Genomic DNA, 12,707 nt, shown 5'->3' with positions numbered 1-12,707 from the left:
CACGGGCTGGCTCCAGCATGCCAGACCTTCCCCGGCATCGACACAATCCCGCCCAATTCCAGCTGAAAGCGCTCTTGGGCATGGAACGCCCAGGGGCCATCGTAAGATTGCCCGTATTGGGGTGTCATTGCTGGTTCTTGCGCAAGGTGTTCCCGTCGAATATCAACGCTAGGCGAGCCATTGCATCCCGAACACACCGGCCAGCCACCAGTCCCCGCAAACAACCCCCAGGCTCCTGCCGACTACTAACCCCCGTCCGGGTACTGGCAGCAGCCCAAGCCGCCCCGTTCAACGGGTGGATGAACGTCTTTCTGATCGTCGGCTCCATCGGCTGCCTCGTGACCGGCATCGTCATCCTGGCCAAGCAGCGCAAGCAGGGCGGGGTGACGCCATGGCTGGTGACGTCCTTCTCGGGCCTGATGATGCTCGGCTGCCTGGGCTTCATGGTGGCCGGCAACTCAGGGCTGCCCGGCGCGCCGCTTATGGTCTTGCCGCTTGCCCTCGCCACCCTGGTGCTGGCCATCCTGGTCGCGGTGAAGGGCAAGCCCAAGGGGCCGATTCAGCGGAAGTGACTGTCCCAGGGGTACCCGCTAACCAGGGCGCGGCATGGGGGTTTCGGGTGAACCGCCCGGAGACTCCCAAATCTTGAGGGTAATCTCGTCAAATGTTTAGCGTTTCCAAGATCCCTTTGGGATAAAGTCCCCTTGTGCGTCTCCAGACGCAGGCCAGTGCGGGGCGTCATTGGCATGATTCTCCAGGGGGTGCCATGGGCAAGATGAAGGGTAACCGGCTGAACACCGCGGCGAATGTCGGCAGCTTCATTACCGGACGGCAACAGCTGAACGTCCAACGAACCATCGCACAACAGACCGCCGTCCAGGCCCAACTGGCTGCCGTCCAACTCGCCCAACTCCAGCGTCAGCAATTGGACGCGGAGTATCAGCGGATGCGCGCTTGGGCCGATGCGGAAGTGTCGGCCGGGCGGCTTAGCCAGGCGGACGCAGAGATGCAGGTGACAACCCACATGCACAATCTGGTGTCCCCTCCACCAAAAGCCTCCGATCGGATCACAGCACGCTTCACGGAGTTCCTCATCGCAGGCCTCAACGCCGGCGGGGCTGCGGCAGGCTGGTACAACCAAGGCGACGGAAGTGCCCGGTACTGGGACGGGCGGATGTGGACCCACCACGTCACGTCCCTCCAGGTAGCAAGACAGCTAGTCCAGCGGCTATCTGATGAGAACTACAAGGGCCGTCGTCAGGAAGTCGGACAAGCAGATCATGGAACGCTCGAAGGCTCGTCAGCGACGCACATTTCAACTCCGACCCCTGGCCCGGTCCAGCTGCCGCAGCAGCCAGCCCTGCCGCCGGCTGGATGGTATCCAACGGCAACACCCGGAGTGCTTGGATACTGGGACGGCCAGGCGTGGACGGGCGAATCCAGGCCTGACCCCAACAGCTTCCCGGGATAGGCAACGTTCCAGCGCGAGGGCTGCTGCATCCTTCAGCTACTCAGTCCGGCAACGTGAAGAAGCACTTCGGGTCGTCGGCGCCCAGGAGGTCATGGCGGAAGACGGTTCCCGGGATGCTGGGGCCAGGTCACGATCCTCCTGAAACCTCTGCTGGTTCGTGATGGCCTTATCAAGGATCCATACAGCGGTTTCAGGAACATAATGGAAAGTGGGCTGGGCAACACATTCCTGGAAAGGAGCGGTCATGATCCAGGCCTTGCTGTGCAGGCTCAATATTGGGCACCACTGGCTCGCAGAAACTGACTCAGATGGCGGGTTCCGCCGCCGCTGTACTAAGTGCGGGAAGTATGACCCGAGCGCCAATTGGTCGGGGCACCTGTCGGCCCAAGACCGCCCGGGCAATAGATGGGGTCCAGTTCCTGATTAGACAAGCACGCTGCAGTCCTGGCCGTGACCCGACCGAGTCAGCCCTCAGCGAGCCCCTCGACCGACTCTGCAGCCCCGAAAGGGTGTTAAAGGGTTTGGGGCGACGTCGCCGCTGAAAGTCTGGCCGGATGCCGCGGGCGGCCCCGACAACTGTCATCTCGTCCCGAGCGGATGCGGCAATGACCACGACGAATACCATCTGGAGTCGGGCGGCCCTCGCAGCCGTCCTCCTCGTATCTGGCTGTACCTATTCCATCGATGAGCCCGCACCGACGTCAAGCTCACCGAACCTCTTCGCTTCCCTCGAAAATCAGATCCAGCTGTTCCTGAACGAGGGCGCGGTAGCCGTCGTCGTTCAGATCCGCTGGCCCGAGGGCGAGTGGTCCAGGGCGTATGGCGTGCGGGACCTTGAGACCAAGACCCCGGCGCAGCCAACGGACCGTGCTCAAGTCGCCAGTGTCACCAAGACGATGACGGCCGTGGCCGTGCTGAAGCTCGTGGACGACAACCTCATCGGCCTTGACGATCCCGTCAATGACGTCATCCCTGGATTCACGTCTTCGCTCAAGCCGCAGGCGCCGATCACCGTGAGGCAGCTGCTCAGCCATACGTCCGGAATGCCCGAAGTCAACGATGCCCTGCCAAAGGATGTTGACTTCCACTCTGGGCTGGCCCAAACACTCACGATGGAGCAGGGCCTGCAACTGGCAGGAACCCTCCCCTGGACCGCGACCGATGTCGGGTCATTCAAGTACTCGAACACGAACTACCTCGCACTCGGCCTCCTCCTCCAGACGCTGCGGCACAAGCCCTACGTCCAGATCATGCAGGAGCAGGTCTTTGACCCTCTCGGCTTGAAGAACACCAGCCTGGATCATGTCGATCTCAACGAGAACGGGCTTTTGCATGGCTACGTGACCCTGCACGGTGAGAGGGTAGACATCACAGACAACACCTTCACGGTCGGCAACCCGGCAGCCGGCGCTGTATCGACCATGGACGACCTGAACCTCCTCATGGCCGGAATCTTCCAAGGACGGGCACTCTCAGCGTCCTCCCTGCGGGAAATGAAAACCAGCCCCGGCTTTAACCCATACGGGCTCGGCGTGTGGGAGCATGCAGACGGATGCTCGAAAGACTCGCGGCACGAGGGCCGGGGCACGTTCTTGGACTACCAGACCGTCGCGGTCAGCAGCGGAGACGGCGCGTACCAGGCCGCCATGACAGTTACAACACCACCAATGCCCACCGAGCTCGAGGACCCCTCAACCCAGGACAAGCGCTACTACCTGAACGACCGGATCGAAACCTCACTCAACGAAGCCCTGGACCGCATCTGCACACCGGGTCACTGAGAAAAGCACTGCCTAACCCACCCGTCCCCTCCGGTCCAGGCTTAAAAGGTGGCGTCTGAATGCTGCAATTCTGCAGAGCGGCGCATCTTGGAAAGGTCGCGGTTTCCGTGGTCAAAAACCCATTTCATCACTCCACTCGGACTGACGGCACGGAGAAAAAGCCGGATGAACACAGGCTTTCCTGGCTCCAGCGGGAAGGCGCCGCCGTCAGCCACGGCAAGAGCAGTCTCTTCTTCACCACCCACGACACCCCTGTACCCCCTGCCGTGACCTGCCTCCAAGGCCATGACATCTTGCCCGGCGAAAGCACCTGCAGGGAGGGCCATCCAATCGGCTGAGCAGCACTGATAGCGAGTCGTTCGGGTTGGCTTCCCCACCGCGCATGGTTCTGGGGGTCTGCTTTAGACCGGAACGTTGAAGAAGCGCTTCGGATCGTCGGCGCCCAGCAGGCCGTGGTGGAAGGCAATGGCGTCAACGGGCCGGGTGTCCACGAACAGGACCGCGACCGTCCGGGAGTGCACCACGGTGTACCGGGTGAGGTCTTCGACCCAGGAGTGGATGCCGGTGTACTCCTCGACAAACAGTCCGTCACCGAGCAGCCCCCGCTGATCGAGCAGGTCGTAGACAAGATTCCAGGCGAGATCCATGAGTTCATGGATGGCCGCCTCCACCGTTGGAGCCGTCATGATTCCATGGTCCTCCCGGGCACCGACAGATTTGCGGACCAGGGCAGGTGTGTCCCTAATGTGCCTACATCAGAAGGCCGGGAAACTACTCCGGCCTGCGGCCGCCAACTTCTCGATGCCAGTACCTGGCGTCCTCGCTCCCGGTGCTGAGTATTGCATCGAGCTGCCACGGCGCCGGCCACAGCTGCAGGAGATACTCGTCGACGGCGCCCTCGGCAAACTCCCCGAGGTGCCCCTCATCCCGGCCCTTGGCGCTAACACGCAGCCTGTAGGAACCTGGCGGAAGTCCTACGGGCCCGGTGTGGCCCCACCAGTCACTCCAGACCATCTCATGCCGGTTCGGCAGCGCGATAGATACCTCGACGACGTCCTCCCACTGCCCGTAATCGCTTCCCGGTGGTGCATCCAGCAGAACCATGCGAACGGGCGAGCCGCCCGAGCGCCGTGCAAGGTTAACATGAACCCCTTGCCAGTTGGCTGCGCCCACTAGACCGTTGATCTGTCCCCGGTAGAAGCGGTCAAAGTCTCCGTCAAAGGTGCCCTCCTCACCCCAGGAAAGATCGAACTGGCCGTAATCAGTCTCGATCACCTGGTCAAGGAGTACCTGTTCCACAGCCCCAGCGTAGCGCCACTACTGCCGGTCATCGTTCCAAGCGTCGTTCGGGAACCGTTCCGGGTGTTTGGGGTCCGTCCCTCCCCCGTTCCCGCCAGTACTCGTCGCGCTGCCAGAGCAATAACCGCACCGCCGCGGTCCCGTAGACGATGACGAAGACGACCTCGACCGCCAGCATCCCGGCCCGCCACGGCCATGGGACGTTCGGGATCAGGTTCAGCACAGCAAAGACCCCGACGAATGGCAGTGACCAGTACGTCAGGCGGTTGATCCTTCGCCGGGCTTCCTCTTTGGAGGCCGGAGGTTGGCCGCCTTGGGGTTCTTTCGCCGGTGCTGGCATGGATGAACTGAATCACCGGCCGGCGGCAGGGGCAAGGTGCTTGAGCTGATCTTTCGGTGGGCGGCTATGGAGAGGCTGGCTCGACGACTTCCTGGATCTTCTGGACCGTGTCAGGGCTGGCTGCGATTTCGATGGGACCACCGTCTGAGTCGAAGCTGATGACCTGGAAGCCGTACGGCACTGCCTGCTTGTTATCGTGGCGGTCAGCCTTGCGCGGAGGGGATGGAGCGCCAAGGAGTCCGGTGAGGGCCCTGCTGCGGCCGATGGGGACCAAGTCTTCGTAGACGACCGGCTGGAAGTCGATCCGACCCGGCGCCGGCGTCGCGACGCCCATTTGCCAGACGCCGCTCAAAGATCCCAGCCTGGAGTCCGGGTACCGCAGGAACATGAGCGACTGGCCGTGCTCGTCGAGCCTGGCCTTGGTCTTCCGAGTGCGCTTTTGAGCGAAGTAGCTGCTGCCCCAGAAAAACAACATCCAGAACACTGTATTCGCAACAGCGGTATCCAGCTTTCGTCCCAGGAGTATGTCAACGATTAGGACGACGACGCCGGCGAAGACGGCGAAAAGGGCGGACGACAGGACTGGATGCTCAGCGGCCCACTTCCTCATGGCCAGAGTCTAAGGGCGAACGCGGTCCGCCACTATGGCTCTTCGTCTTCCGGCCCGGCGTCCTCGAGCTCACCGGTGGCGATCCGTTCGGCGGTACGCCGGTACGCCTCGGCGATGTAGTCCTCGACGTACTGCCGGCCGATGCGCCACATACCGCGGCCACCCACCTGAAACGCACGAAGCTCGCCTGCCTTGATCAGGGCATGGACCTGGTTCGGTTTCACGTTGAGCTCGTCCGCGACCTGGGTGGGGGTCATGAAGCGCAGTGTTGGTTCGTCAGTCACCCGGCAATGCTATGTGTGGCGGCCGTCTCGATGCCCGGCCTCAGAACGGAAGCTCAAGATCGTGCCAAGAAAAAGAGGGAGGCATTCCGCACCCTCCTATGACTTCCTACAGTGTGGGTAGGAGGTCGTATGAGGAAGCGGGCAATCACGCTTCACAAGAAGGTGGCCGCTGGACTGGCGGCTGTGGCTGCGCTGATGAGTGTCAGCTCCTGCGGCGCGCAGGCCAAAGAAGTGAATCCGCAGTCGTACGTCGATGCCATCAACCAGTAGACCAAAGTCGTCGATCTGGTTGCCCAACGGATCTCGTTGGAAATCTACGCCAGAAACCAGCGGATAAGCAGTACCGCACCCCTGAGGAAGATGTACGATCTTCGGCCCGAATCGAAGGCGCCACCGACGCATGGCTGGCAGCTAGCCAAGAGTGCAGGCCGAGCGGTACGACAGACGAATGGTTCGACCTCCATCCCATTTGGTCAAGGGAGGACGCAGTCTTTCCAACCAACACCAACTGGTCCCCACCGTAGGGACCGAGAAATAACCACCGCACAAGGAGACCCAACATGCGAGAACCGGAACGGCCAGGCGAAGAATTGGCCTGGTACATCGATAAGTTTCATTGGAACCAAGCGATGTTTTCCGAGGTAATCGGCCGACCCGTTCAGTTTGTCAGCGACGTGGTCAACGGCAAGACGCGAATCACCCGAACATCGGCAGCACAGTTCGCCGCAGCTCTCGGCACGACTGCACAGCACTGGCTGGACCTTCAAAATGAGTACGAGCTGTGGGTGCTCTCCCGTGATAAAGAAATGCAGAAGATGCTCCGAGGCATAAAACGCAGGGCCAAGGCCTACACCGTGCACATGCCCGCCACCTAACTCGGCCATGCCATGCATTGATGCGTGGCGCACCCTACCAACGTTCGATCAAGATCAAGGTGGACTCAAGAGTTCCCGAGGATTCCGCATTCCCCTTCCCTCACGTCCTCCTGAGTTCCTACAGTGATTTCAAGGCAGGCAAGGACGACGTTTGGGGGACGTATGAGCACGAGCAGAATCCCGTCCGCAAAAGAAGCAGAAGCCTCGCCGGCGATTGTCCCTTCTCCGCCACGGGGCCCCCTGGCAAAGCCACGGCCAGTGCAACTGGCTCCGGCACTCACGGGCCGAGAGCACGAAGTGCGGCGGCTCATCCGCGACCTTGCCGAACTTGCCGCGGCTCGCCATGGGAAAACGGCATGACCGCCGGCGTCGATACGTCCTTCGACTACCACGACGATGCTGGCGGGAAGGATCCCGACAAGTACAGCCCGACGCTGCGCCGGCACCACCAGCTCTTGTGGAGCAAGGAGCTGCCTATCGGAGGACGCTTCGACTTAACATATGAAGGCAGATTCCATCTAGCGCATAGGTCCTCGCTGGGAACCTTCCATGTTTCTAGCGATGCCATCACCACCAGGCTCCTGGGAAAGGCGTCGCGGGCAATTCGCGAAGTCCATGAAGGCGACATCCCGGAGTACCTTGGCTACACGGCCGGGAGCACGATCGTCTTTCCAGGAAACAAGATCAACAAACAGATGACCATTAACGGCGCACGCGGCTGCCATCCCCGCATCGCCGATCGCTTCGACCTGACGCTGGAGTGCATTCGGCTCCACTATCTTGGGCGGCCTAACCCTCTGGCGAAACCCCTGCTCAGGTACGAGAACTTCTTCGCCCTGTTCCAGGATTTCAACGGGTATGTCGAGTTCTTCCTGCTGCAGGACCTCGTAAAAAAGAACGGCACAATATGCTTCTTCCACCCGTCCACTACTGACTTCAGCACACACTCTGCTGTCCCTCGGACCGGGAAAGAATACCTTGGGTATTTGGCGAAGAAAAACGGCTTCATAACGGCGAGGAATGCGAGGATCGACCGGGAGCCGTAAGAACGGAACCGGTCCAAAATGATGCAGGTAGCGCCCTAGTAGTCGATGGCTTTCCGGTCCATGGACTTCAGGGCCGCAAGCCGGGCTTCCACTTCGGTCTGCTCGCCGAGGTCTTCGAGGGATGCGAACTGGGCGTCCAGGGATGAGGCTGCGAGTTCCTGCTGGCCGCGGACGGTGGCCTCGTCGCGGCGGATCTTTTCTTCGTACCGGCCGATGGTTGAGGTGGGGTCTCCGGCGTCCAGGGCACGAAGCGCGTCGTTGACCTGGGACTGGGTCGCGGCCACCCGGGCCCGGTTGACCAGCTGGTTGCGCTTGGCGGTCAGCTCACCGAGCTTGCCGCGCATCTGGTCCAGGCCGCTCTTGAGCTTGTCGACGACCTCGTTCTGGGCTGCGAGGGTCGGTTCCTGGGCCTTTGGCGGTGGATTCGGCGGTCATCTGCCGGCCGATGGCGACCTTGGCGAGGGCGTCGAACTTGTCGGCGTCCACGAGGTTTCCGGCTGCACGGAACTCGTCGGCCGCGTGGGACGCGGCGATGGCCTTGCGGCTCCAGTCCGTGGCTTCGTTGATGGCGCGGTGGTGGTCCTCTTCGGCCATGCGGAGTTTGCCGATCGTGGTGGCGACGGCGGCCTCGGCCTCATGGAATGTTCTCCGAGTAGTCCCGGACCATCTGGTCCAGCATCTTCTGCGGGTCTTCGGCGGAGTCCAGGAGGGCGTTCAGGTTGGCCTTGGCGAGCTGGGCGACACGAGCAAAATACTCTAAGGGTGTGTCGCGGGTTGCCCTTTAGCCCTCTAGACGCCTGCCGTGCTTGCCCCCTTCAATGCTCGAACAGGCCGCATTCGTTGGCGCCGAATTCAGCCGACGACGGCGGGGGCCCAGCACGCGTGGGTGTTGAAGACGGGGCTGCCACCAGGATGGGCGCAATTCTGCCAAGAGGGGCTATTTGAATTACTCGTACATCGTCCTACAGCCGATCGGCGCAGAAGTGCAGCTCTTCCGATGTACCCGCACCCGCTGAGCTCGATGCCGGCCGATGCGCCACATACCGCGGCCACCCACCTGAAACGCCCGAAGCTTGCCCGCCTTGATCAGCGCGTGGACCTGGTTCGGCTTCACGTTCAGCTCTTCTGCGACCTGGGTGGGCGTCAGGAAGCGCGGCTGGTTCGGTTCGTCAGTCACTCGGCCATCCTATGTGTGACGAGAGGCGAGCCCAGGGCCGTTTTAGATTCGGTCTGTGAGAACAGGCTTGATGAGCCTGGAACGGTTTCCAGCCAGCACTAGCGGCGACGCCCCTTGCCCATTCTCAGGGAGCGTTTTGGTAGCTGTAGCACAGCCACGCCGCTGCGGCCTTGGCTTGATCATTTCCAGTCCTGGCGATCCTGACCAGCTTCTCGTTTAGGTCCTTGGTGGAATCCATGAAGTTCTTGGCTTTGTTTGGGCCCAGCCCCTGAACGGCACCACCCAATGAGGTGTAGAGGGTGTCTTGGCTCGTAAGTTTCCCGGTCAGGCCGTCGCAACCCACGCTAACAGCCAGCTGGACTGTCTTGGAGTCCTTGCTTTGCCGGTAGAGGTTGTTGATGTCCGTCAATGGGTCGGACCAACCCGACTGGGTGTTCACGCTGTCCGCTACCGAGGACATCGCATCAGCGCTGACCCCGTAGAGCCGCGACTGCCGGGATACTTCCTCGGCGGACAGGGCAACCTCACTGGATGCTTTTCCAACCGCCTGGAGCTCGTGGACAGCCGTGGCGCCAAGTTTGACTGAGCGGCTGCAGCCGGTGCCAACAGTAATGATCAGCGGCACACACAGGCTTGCGACGACCCATGGCCGGAACGTCTGCTTCATGACGGGCTCCCTTCATCGAAAGGACCCCAGTTCCGTCTTGGCATTGTGGCACCCTCGGTCAGGAGCTGCAAGGGTTCAGCCCTCAGCACGAGTTGCTGCATCTGCACTGCGGCCTTGGCAGCGCTAAATGCCCCGACCGGGCGAGCGTCCGGTGTCTCCGGCGATGAATCTTAGTAGTCAATGGCTTTGCGGTCCATGGTCTTGAGGGCGGCGAGCCGGGCCTTCACTTCGGTTTGCTCTCCGAGGTCTTCGAAGGAGGCGACCTGGGCGTCCAGGGATGAGGCGGCAAGCTCTTGCTGGCCGCGGACGGTGGCCTCCTCGCGGCGGATCTTCTCCTCGAACCCGCCAATGGCCGATGTCGGGTCGCCGGTGTCCAAGGCTTTGAGGGCGTCGTTGACCTGGGACTGGGCGGCGACAACGCGGGAGCGGCTGACCAGTTCGTTGCGCTTGGCGGTCAGTTTACCGAGCTTGCCCCGCATCTGGCCCAGGCCGCCCTTGAGCTTGTCGACGACCTCGTTCTCCGCGGCCAGAGACGGCTCCTGGGCCTTGGCGGTGGATTTGGCGGTCATCTGCCGGCCAATGGCGACCTTAGCGAGGGCATCGAACTTGTCGGCGTCCACACTGTTCCCGGCGGCCCGGAACTCGTCGGCCTTGTGGGACGCGGCGATGGCCTTGCGGCTCCAGTCCGTGGCTTCGTTGATGGCGCGGTGGTGGTCCTCTTCGGCCATGCGGAGGTTGCCGATCGTGGTGGCGACGGCGGCCTCGGCCTCATGGATGTTCTCCGAGTAGTCCCGGACCATCTGGTCCAGCATCTTCTGCGGTCTTCGGCGGAGTCCAGGAGGGCGTTCAGGTTGGCCTTGGCGAGCTGGGCGACGCGGGCGAAAATACTCTGCTTCACAGTGGTCTTTCTATCAGGAACGGGTCTCAGGCTTCATGTGTGCGGCAGCGTCTGGAGCCAGACACAACGTGCAGCCCCGCCGCCGGCTACTGATTCAGTGCATAGCTGCAGTGATGCGTACCGAGGCGAATGCCCCCGTTCCCCACTCCGACTCATCGACTTCTCCGTTGATGACATCGACCGTTATCCCGCCAGACTTCAGGTCAACAGTCTGGACAGCGGGCGTGCCGCATGTGAAATCGAAGGAGTGGTTGAGTGAGGATCCTCCAGGCTTGCGCTGGTCCAAGACCATCCTGGCTTGCGAAGTGCCAATGCAGGCCATTGTGATGTCGTAGCTTCCGTCAGCGGGAACCCGACCGTTCACGACGAAGGAATTCATTCCGCCACTGATCATCTCGGTCACGGCCATATAGGTGTCCGAAGTCGGGACGCCCAGCACCTCGTTCAGCTTTGCCCGGTTGCCCTGCTCAAGCTCTACAACATGAGTTGGCTTTTCATGAGAAACCGTCGGTGGCTGAGCATTGACAGTGGCAGTCGCGTCGCCGGCCGGCTCGTTGGATCCGTCGTGGTATTCGCAGCCGGCGAGTCCTCCGCCACCTAGGACTGCTGCTGCCAGAGCTGCCGTGTACCGCCAATGTCGTACTCCCCCAAGACGTGACATGCCCTTGAGCCTACGCCAACCAGTGATCATGACGGAGCACCGCTTCAGGCTGATTGCCCAGGCTGGCTCTCCTCGCCTGGCGTTATCCCCGCTGCCGGCGGCCGCGCGCCCAGATGACGTGCGCCGGACCAGACGGCAGCCCCGAGCGACAGCGCGCAGCCGGCGTAGATGAAGAGACTGCCGGTCCAGACCTCTCGCTGTTCTGCCGGAGAAGGAAGCCGGATGTGCCAGCCGGCGCGCCATATGCCGTAGCCGATCAGGAGTATCGAGGCGAGAACGAGCAGGATCCAGGTGCCCATCCCCGCCCGGCGCCTGGCCTTAGCCGACTCGGGCCTGGTCCAAGGCATTGAGCAGCCCGTCGGTGTCCGCAACGTCGTAAAAGGCCACCGCTTGCCCGAGCCCGGCACTGAAGAAGTCCATCCCCGTGTTCTGATACATTCCCATCCCCATCCCGAAGAGTCCTCCCTGAGGCCCGAAGGTAATACTGACATGCCGTCCGTCCTTGGACCGGTCAACCTTGGTTGGCATGCCACTCACGGGCGACTCTGAAACGGATCTATCCCCCACGCAGACAATCGCGCGGCGGTCAGTGAGCCCGTAGGCCGTGCGGAGCTTCCGCCGCTTCTTGACGATGAACCGGCCAAAGATGAAGTAGAGGCCGACCAGGACGAAGGGGATGCCCCAAAGTGCGAAGAAGGGCTGTTGCTTGGCGGTGGTGACAGCCATGAACTCCCAGAAGATCGCGAAGCCGCCCCAGAGGATGCTGAACGGCACCAGGAAGGCGTCCGCACCGGTAAATCGGACCTTGGGGTCCGGTTGCCCAATCCATAAAAGGTGTTCACCTTGGCGGAGGAGCGGCAGAATACGGCTTCGCGGGTCGTCCATGCCGGAAGTCTTGCACAGCACCTCCGGCCTGAACAGGGCAGACTCCGCAGATACTCCACATCACTTCGCTGCCAGCTCTTTCCGGCGGAAGGTGCCGGCGATGGAGGAAAGCTCCTGGGAGTCAATTGTCTCCTCGAGCCATCGCTGAGTGCGAACCCGGTCGACCACCTCCACGGCCATCTCCACGTCCTCGGCGGTGATCTCAAGCCCGTGGGCGGTCACCCAGTCGGTGACGTTCTCCGGCAGGTCCCCCAGCGGGTTTCCCTGGCTGGCGGCCGTGACCTCGGCGGCGGCGAGGGCAGCGGCCCCGTCCGGCGCCTCCACATACCGGTCGCCGGCCTTCGCCAACGCCTGGCGGAAGACGTCCGATCCGCCGGCTTCGAGCTCCTCCAGCCAGTCCAACGCGTCGTCGTTCTCAAACGGCAGGTAACCCCATACGCCCATCAATCGCCCCTCTCGGTGTCTGGTCACGTGGCACCAATATGGCAGAACTTCTTTGTCGGCACAGCATGTGCGCCGCACTCACAATCAGCCCGGCAGCGTGAAGTAACTGGCCGGGTCGTCAGCGCCCAGGATGTCGTGATGGAAGGGGATGGCGTCCACCGGCCGTGTGTCCACGAATAGGACGGCCACGTTGCGGAGTGGACGACCGTGTACTCCTCGACGAACAAACCGGCCTCGAGCAGCCCCCGCTCCTGGAGGAGGTCGTAGAC

At 62.1% G+C, this 12,707-nt stretch carries 18 protein-coding genes and 2 pseudogenes; 6 read left to right on the top strand and 14 right to left on the bottom strand.

The window, feature by feature from the left end; genetic code table 11:
* Positions 1-299 precede the first annotated feature (299 nt).
* The 3 genes from AC6JAM_RS17850 to AC6JAM_RS17840 all read left to right on the top strand — a co-directional run bounded on the left by AC6JAM_RS17850 (position 300) and on the right by AC6JAM_RS17840 (position 3,252).
* Positions 300-572 carry a hypothetical protein gene (locus AC6JAM_RS17850; RefSeq protein ID WP_223991787.1) on the top strand — a complete coding sequence of 91 codons (273 nt, stop codon included), beginning with the start codon at positions 300-302 and terminating at the stop codon, positions 570-572.
* 194 nt (positions 573-766) lie between these two features.
* A complete protein-coding gene (locus tag AC6JAM_RS17845; RefSeq protein WP_223991796.1) occupies positions 767-1,471 on the top strand; it encodes a DUF2510 domain-containing protein in 705 nt (234 codons plus the stop codon).
* Between the two features lie 605 nt (positions 1,472-2,076).
* Complete coding sequence (locus tag AC6JAM_RS17840) at positions 2,077-3,252, top strand: serine hydrolase domain-containing protein (protein ID WP_497935377.1); 1,176 nt, start codon at positions 2,077-2,079, stop codon at positions 3,250-3,252.
* A gap of 41 nt (positions 3,253-3,293) precedes the next feature.
* Here AC6JAM_RS17840 and AC6JAM_RS17835 read toward each other — a convergent pair whose 3' ends face one another.
* The 6 genes from AC6JAM_RS17835 to AC6JAM_RS17810 form a co-directional block, all read right to left on the bottom strand.
* Positions 3,294-3,497 carry a hypothetical protein gene (locus tag AC6JAM_RS17835; RefSeq protein WP_497935375.1) on the bottom strand — a complete coding sequence of 68 codons (204 nt, stop codon included), beginning with the start codon at positions 3,495-3,497 and terminating at the stop codon, positions 3,294-3,296.
* A 156-nt stretch (positions 3,498-3,653) separates the two neighbouring features.
* A complete protein-coding gene (locus tag AC6JAM_RS17830) occupies positions 3,654-3,938 on the bottom strand; it encodes a hypothetical protein (RefSeq protein WP_497935373.1) in 285 nt (94 codons plus the stop codon).
* Positions 3,939-4,023: 85 nt separating this feature from the next.
* Positions 4,024-4,551, bottom strand: coding sequence for a hypothetical protein (locus AC6JAM_RS17825; RefSeq protein ID WP_223991804.1), 528 nt, complete (start codon positions 4,549-4,551; stop codon positions 4,024-4,026).
* Between the two features lie 28 nt (positions 4,552-4,579).
* The gene (locus tag AC6JAM_RS17820; protein ID WP_497935371.1) at positions 4,580-4,891 is read right to left on the bottom strand and encodes a hypothetical protein; all 312 of its coding nucleotides are present in this window, start codon (positions 4,889-4,891) and stop codon (positions 4,580-4,582) included.
* A 64-nt stretch (positions 4,892-4,955) separates the two neighbouring features.
* Positions 4,956-5,501 (bottom strand): hypothetical protein, encoded by a 546-nt coding sequence (locus AC6JAM_RS17815; RefSeq protein WP_223991808.1) that lies wholly within the window; start codon positions 5,499-5,501, stop codon positions 4,956-4,958.
* Between the two features lie 32 nt (positions 5,502-5,533).
* A complete protein-coding gene (locus tag AC6JAM_RS17810; protein WP_346656229.1) occupies positions 5,534-5,785 on the bottom strand; it encodes a helix-turn-helix domain-containing protein in 252 nt (83 codons plus the stop codon).
* Between the two features lie 129 nt (positions 5,786-5,914).
* On the opposite strand from AC6JAM_RS17810, the gene AC6JAM_RS17805 reads away from it, so the two are divergent.
* From AC6JAM_RS17805 to AC6JAM_RS17795, 3 genes are all read left to right on the top strand, one after another.
* A complete protein-coding gene (locus tag AC6JAM_RS17805) occupies positions 5,915-6,055 on the top strand; it encodes a hypothetical protein (protein ID WP_497935363.1) in 141 nt (46 codons plus the stop codon).
* A 290-nt stretch (positions 6,056-6,345) separates the two neighbouring features.
* Positions 6,346-6,660 carry a HigA family addiction module antitoxin gene (locus AC6JAM_RS17800; protein WP_223991818.1) on the top strand — a complete coding sequence of 105 codons (315 nt, stop codon included), beginning with the start codon at positions 6,346-6,348 and terminating at the stop codon, positions 6,658-6,660.
* A 356-nt stretch (positions 6,661-7,016) separates the two neighbouring features.
* Entirely contained in the window at positions 7,017-7,706 is a 690-nt protein-coding gene (locus tag AC6JAM_RS17795) for a DUF6994 family protein (RefSeq protein WP_497935360.1), read from the top strand.
* Between the two features lie 35 nt (positions 7,707-7,741).
* Here the strand turns inward: AC6JAM_RS17795 and AC6JAM_RS17790 are convergent.
* From AC6JAM_RS17790 to AC6JAM_RS17755, 8 genes and pseudogenes are all read right to left on the bottom strand, one after another.
* Positions 7,742-8,424: pseudogene (locus AC6JAM_RS17790) on the bottom strand (PspA/IM30 family protein).
* A 228-nt stretch (positions 8,425-8,652) separates the two neighbouring features.
* On the bottom strand, positions 8,653-8,883 hold the full coding sequence (locus tag AC6JAM_RS17785; RefSeq protein WP_223991822.1) for a helix-turn-helix domain-containing protein: 231 nt from the start codon (positions 8,881-8,883) through the stop codon (positions 8,653-8,655).
* Between the two features lie 124 nt (positions 8,884-9,007).
* A complete protein-coding gene (locus tag AC6JAM_RS17780) occupies positions 9,008-9,550 on the bottom strand; it encodes a hypothetical protein (RefSeq protein ID WP_223991824.1) in 543 nt (180 codons plus the stop codon).
* Between the two features lie 170 nt (positions 9,551-9,720).
* Positions 9,721-10,448 (bottom strand): annotated as a pseudogene (locus tag AC6JAM_RS17775) (PspA/IM30 family protein).
* 94 nt (positions 10,449-10,542) lie between these two features.
* Positions 10,543-11,109 carry a hypothetical protein gene (locus AC6JAM_RS17770; protein ID WP_223991826.1) on the bottom strand — a complete coding sequence of 189 codons (567 nt, stop codon included), beginning with the start codon at positions 11,107-11,109 and terminating at the stop codon, positions 10,543-10,545.
* Positions 11,110-11,153: 44 nt separating this feature from the next.
* On the bottom strand, positions 11,154-11,408 hold the full coding sequence (locus AC6JAM_RS17765) for a hypothetical protein (RefSeq protein ID WP_223991828.1): 255 nt from the start codon (positions 11,406-11,408) through the stop codon (positions 11,154-11,156).
* 19 nt (positions 11,409-11,427) lie between these two features.
* Positions 11,428-11,994, bottom strand: coding sequence for a hypothetical protein (locus AC6JAM_RS17760; RefSeq protein ID WP_223991830.1), 567 nt, complete (start codon positions 11,992-11,994; stop codon positions 11,428-11,430).
* A 60-nt stretch (positions 11,995-12,054) separates the two neighbouring features.
* A complete protein-coding gene (locus tag AC6JAM_RS17755; RefSeq protein ID WP_223991832.1) occupies positions 12,055-12,438 on the bottom strand; it encodes a DUF4259 domain-containing protein in 384 nt (127 codons plus the stop codon).
* Positions 12,439-12,707: the final 269 nt, after the last annotated feature.

Source organism: Arthrobacter sp. GmRoot5-12 (assembly GCF_059739365.1).
Note: the sequence above shows the minus strand (reverse complement) of the source record. Positions and strands in the feature narration are given on the sequence as shown.

Excerpts from the sequence above, each read along its gene's own strand:
- AC6JAM_RS17850 (WP_223991787.1), top strand. The coding sequence starts at position 300 with ATGAACGTCTTTCTGATCGTCGGCTCCATCGGCTGCCTCGTGACCGGC.
- AC6JAM_RS17845 (WP_223991796.1), top strand. The coding sequence starts at position 767 with ATGGGCAAGATGAAGGGTAACCGGCTGAACACCGCGGCGAATGTCGGC.
- AC6JAM_RS17840 (WP_497935377.1), top strand. The coding sequence starts at position 2,077 with ATGACCACGACGAATACCATCTGGAGTCGGGCGGCCCTCGCAGCCGTC.
- AC6JAM_RS17830 (WP_497935373.1), bottom strand. The coding sequence starts at position 3,938 with ATGACGGCTCCAACGGTGGAGGCGGCCATCCATGAACTCATGGATCTC.
- AC6JAM_RS17820 (WP_497935371.1), bottom strand. The coding sequence starts at position 4,891 with ATGCCAGCACCGGCGAAAGAACCCCAAGGCGGCCAACCTCCGGCCTCC.
- AC6JAM_RS17815 (WP_223991808.1), bottom strand. The coding sequence starts at position 5,501 with ATGAGGAAGTGGGCCGCTGAGCATCCAGTCCTGTCGTCCGCCCTTTTC.
- AC6JAM_RS17805 (WP_497935363.1), top strand. The coding sequence starts at position 5,915 with ATGAGGAAGCGGGCAATCACGCTTCACAAGAAGGTGGCCGCTGGACTG.
- AC6JAM_RS17800 (WP_223991818.1), top strand. The coding sequence starts at position 6,346 with ATGCGAGAACCGGAACGGCCAGGCGAAGAATTGGCCTGGTACATCGAT.
- AC6JAM_RS17795 (WP_497935360.1), top strand. The coding sequence starts at position 7,017 with ATGACCGCCGGCGTCGATACGTCCTTCGACTACCACGACGATGCTGGC.
- AC6JAM_RS17780 (WP_223991824.1), bottom strand. The coding sequence starts at position 9,550 with ATGAAGCAGACGTTCCGGCCATGGGTCGTCGCAAGCCTGTGTGTGCCG.
- AC6JAM_RS17770 (WP_223991826.1), bottom strand. The coding sequence starts at position 11,109 with ATGTCACGTCTTGGGGGAGTACGACATTGGCGGTACACGGCAGCTCTG.
- AC6JAM_RS17765 (WP_223991828.1), bottom strand. The coding sequence starts at position 11,408 with ATGGGCACCTGGATCCTGCTCGTTCTCGCCTCGATACTCCTGATCGGC.
- AC6JAM_RS17760 (WP_223991830.1), bottom strand. The coding sequence starts at position 11,994 with ATGGACGACCCGCGAAGCCGTATTCTGCCGCTCCTCCGCCAAGGTGAA.
- AC6JAM_RS17755 (WP_223991832.1), bottom strand. The coding sequence starts at position 12,438 with ATGGGCGTATGGGGTTACCTGCCGTTTGAGAACGACGACGCGTTGGAC.